This is a genomic window from Hymenobacter agri, assembly GCF_054778495.1.
Map to the genome: position 1 here is coordinate 1 of NZ_BAAGZM010000419.1, position 3798 is coordinate 3798.

Consider the following 3798-nt stretch of genomic DNA (forward strand, 5'->3'; position numbering starts at 1 on the left):
CGCCCAGCGCCACGCGGGCGCTGCGGATGGTGCCGCCCTGCACATCGAGGCCCACGGCGGCCGAAGCCAGCGCATAGGCGTAGCTGGTGCGCTCGCGCACCTTGAGGTAGGTGGAGCGACGGGCGTGGGCGGTGTTCGGAATGGTGAGGGCCACAATTAGCTCGCCGGGCTCCAGCATGGTTTCCTTCTGCGGCGTTTTGCCAGGCAGCAGGTAGAACTCGGTAACGGGCACGCGGCGCTGCTTGCCTTTAGCGTTTTCCAGCGTCAGCACGGCATCGAAGGCGGCCAGGGCTACGGCCAGGTCGCCGGGGTAGGCGGTGGCAATGCAGCTGTCGCTCACGCCCAGAATAGCGAGGTTGTGGTTGTCGCCGGCAATGGCGGGGCAGCCCGAGCCAGGTACCCGCTTGTTGCACGGAAACGCCGCGTCGCGGAAGTAGCCGCAGCGGGTGCGCTGCAGCATGTTGCCCCCGATACTGGCCATGTTGCGCAGCTGCGGCGAAGCCGCCAGCAGCAGCGATTCCGACACGGCCGGGTAATTCTGCACCACCAGCGGGTGCTCGCCCACGTCGCTCATGCGCTCCATCGCGCCGATGCGCAGGCCGTCGGCCGTCTGCTCAATGCCTTTGAAGGGCAGCATATTAATATCAACCAGCTGGGCGTGCTCCTCCAGGTTGGCCTTCATCAAATCGAGCAGCGTGGTGCCGCCCGCGATGTAGGCCGACTGGGCCGTGCCCGCCCGGCTGGCGGCGGCTTCTTTGGCCGTGCTGGCCTGGGTGTAGCTGAAGTTATTCATAACAAATAGCGGAATTCAAAAAGAACGTCATGCTGAGCTTGTCGAAGCATCTCTACTGCGCAACGCAAACCATGTTACTATTGCGGTAGAGATGCTTCGACAAGCTCAGCATGACGTTCCGCTAATTGGCTTTGAGGCTGGTTATTACCCCTTGAACCCACTCTGCTCGACCTGCCGAATGGCGGCCACAATGTTGGGGTAGGCGCCGCAGCGGCAGAGGTTGCCGCTCATCCATTCGCGCACGCTGTCGTCGGTTTTGGCGTGGCCTTCTTTCAGGCAGGCCACGCCCGACATAAGCTGGCCCGGCGTGCAGTAGCCGCACTGGAAGCCGTCGTGGTCGATGAACGCCTGCTGTAGCGGGTGCAACTCTTCGCCCTTGGCGAGGCCCTCCACTGTGGTAATTTCCTTACCCTGCGTCATCACGGCCAGCGTCAGGCAGGAATTGACGCGCTTGCCATCGACGAGTACGGTGCAGGCACCGCACTGGCCGTGGTCGCAGCCTTTTTTGGTGCCGGTCAGGTCGAGGCGCTCGCGCAGGGCGTCGAGTAGCGTCACGCGGGGCTCGGCCTGAATGGTCCGCACGGTGCCGTTCACTTTCAGGCGCATTTCGGTTACGCCTTCCACTTTCTTCGACATCGCCGTGAGCCGTTCGGCCTGGCTGATGAGCGGCGGGGCCAGGGCCAGGCCCAGCAAACCGCCGGCCTGCTTCATAAAAGAGCGGCGGCTGTCCTGTTCGGGCTGGCCGGCCGCCTGGTTGGGCGTATTAGAATCCATCATAGCAGTGGCTGAGGGCTGAGTAGTAAAACCAAACCGGCGGGCAGGCCAATAGTTAACCGAAGGCCACGCCGGTAGTCGCGTCTGCCCTAACTACCCACTACGCAAACGCGACCGTACGGGGTTGCTTTGCACATGAATTTGCCGTGAAAACTTTTGAGCCATCCGTTGCGCTCAGCATTAGCCCCGCTGTTACTCGAAGCGCAGGTAGGGGCGCATCTTCTCCACATCCTCGGGCTTGAGCACTGGTACCTTCTTTAACTCCTCGATGCTACGGAAGGGGCCGTGCTGCTGGCGGTAGGCCACAATGAGCCGGGCCTTGGGCTTACCGATGTAGGGGTGCAGATACATCTCATCGAAGGTGGCCGTGTTCACATGCACGCCCTGCGGCACGAAGCCGGGGGCCACGAAGGTGTATTTCTTGAGGCTGTCGCGCAGGTCGGGCGCGTCGCGCAGCACGAACACCTCATCGAGCTGGTCTTCGCGCAGGTAGCCACCGAGCTGGTTGCGGTACTTCACCACCCACTTGGCCCGGCCCGACCCGATGCCGCGAATCTGCATCAGCTGCGTGGTATCGGCACGGTTCAGGTCGAAGGGCTGGAGGTTGCGGGGCTTGCGCGGATACTTGCCGGGTGCAACCTCGCCGTTGGCGCTGGCGAAGGGCGGGAGCTTGCCATCGGGGCCGGGGCGGTTGCTGGCGTAGTCGCGCTTCGGGGCCTCGTCGGGCAGCTGGATGAAAGGGGCGAGGCGCTGATATACCGAATCCTCTAGCCCGTACATCTTCTTAATCTGCGCTTTGGCCTTGAAGCCGCCGGCCGTCGCGCCGTATTTCACAATGCGCGCAGCCACGAAGTGCGGCACGCCGCGGGCTTCCCAGCCTTCGGCCGTGAGGGCGTTGGGGTCGAAGGGAGCCAGCCGCACCTGCGGTACCACGGGGTAGCGGGAGCTACCGTGCCCAAACTCCTTAAACTTCCGTTTCGGGTAGCGGCTGGCAAAGCCGGTTTCGGCGGAACGGTGCGCTTTGAGCTGTGCCGCCAGCTCGTTTAGGCGGTGTTGGTCGGCGGCCGGCAGGTAGGTGGGCAGCTCGGGGCGCAACAGCCGCGGTATTATGACGAAAGCCACCATCAGCAGGAGCAGGCCTACCGTGCCTCGCGCCTCGGCTCGCGAGTAGCCAAATGAGCGCCGCAGCCAGTGTAGCGGATTTAAGTTGGCCCAGGTCCGGCGAGGGCCTGATGAGGTTGGCGATGCGGCCATGACGACGCGGTAGAGCCGGCCGGAGCCGGTGATAGAAGGGGCGGAAAAATAAGCGGCGGAAACCAGACGAACTGGTTTCCGCCGCGAAGGCAAGTTTATCGAAAATCAGCGAAACAGCAAGGTGGTCAAGAAGTAAATGACCACTGGCTGAGTTAATGCTATCACTGAATCTGTTTAGAAGGTCAAAACGCTTGTCATCCTGAGCGCAGCGAAAGACCTTATCACATCTGAAAAGCTCGGTCTGACGTGATAAGGTTTTTCGCTGCGCTCAGGATGACAAATGTGAATACAACCCTAGCTGCGGGCGCGGGCCGTGCTGGGCGTGCGGCTGGGCTTCGCCGATTTGGCCGGGGCCGGGCGCTTAACCGTCACGGGCACGGGGCCGCCGGGCAGGCGGGTTTCGTTGGCTACCCAGGCGTAGATGGTCTTGAGGGCTTCGGGGTCGAATACCGGTTGCTGCACCCCGTTAATCATGGGCCACTGCGCGGGCGTAGGCTGAAACAGGTGGTTCACGCCGTCGAGCTTGTACGACACGGCCGTGCGGTTGGCCTTGCGCAGAGCGCGGTACAGGGGCGTCATGTTGCGCTTGGCCGACACCTGCAGGTCGGACGTGCCATTGAGCAGCAGCACTGAGCACTGCACCTTGCCGAGCTGGGCCAGCGGGTCGAAATCGAAGAAGTAGCGCGACCACGGCGTGGTGAGCTGCACGGCGCGGGCGCGGGCCATGCCGGCGTCGAGGCCCGCGTTGGTGTTGCTGAGCAGGGTAGCCACCTGCAGGCGGGCCTTGGCGTTGTCGGGCGTTTGGCGGATGATGGCCACCGTGCGCTGGTACACGTCCTGCGCGGCTTTCACCTGGGCGGGGTCGGCCCCAATCAGGCGCATAATTTCGCCCTGCTGGCGCAGCAGCACGTCGTAGCCAGGCTGGCCGTAGCCGCCCAGCGACACGGCAAAGGCTGGGGCCTTGCTGGGCGCGGCCG

Annotated in this window: 4 protein-coding genes; all 4 read right to left on the reverse strand. The window is 63.5% G+C overall.

Going from position 1 to position 3798, the window contains the following annotated elements:
* Positions 1 to 793: FAD binding domain-containing protein (locus ACYVDE_RS16890; protein ID WP_460502722.1), on the reverse strand; the 793-nt coding region annotated here is incomplete at its 3' end.
* Positions 794 to 937: 144 nt separating this feature from the next.
* Positions 938 to 1570, reverse strand: coding sequence for a (2Fe-2S)-binding protein (locus ACYVDE_RS16895; RefSeq protein ID WP_460502723.1), 633 nt, complete (start codon positions 1568 to 1570; stop codon positions 938 to 940).
* Positions 1571 to 1759: 189 nt separating this feature from the next.
* Complete coding sequence (locus ACYVDE_RS16900; RefSeq protein ID WP_460502724.1) at positions 1760 to 2692, reverse strand: ComEA family DNA-binding protein; 933 nt, start codon at positions 2690 to 2692, stop codon at positions 1760 to 1762.
* Positions 2693 to 3115: 423 nt separating this feature from the next.
* On the reverse strand, positions 3116 to 3798 hold a 683-nt coding region (locus tag ACYVDE_RS16905), incomplete at its 5' end, for an alpha/beta hydrolase family protein (protein WP_460502725.1).

Bases quoted from the DNA above. Each gene is read 5' to 3' on its own strand.
- ACYVDE_RS16900 (WP_460502724.1), bottom strand. From the start codon at position 2,692: ATGGTGGCTTTCGTCATAATACCGCGGCTGTTGCGCCCCGAGCTGCCC.
- ACYVDE_RS16895 (WP_460502723.1), bottom strand. From the start codon at position 1,570: ATGATGGATTCTAATACGCCCAACCAGGCGGCCGGCCAGCCCGAACAG.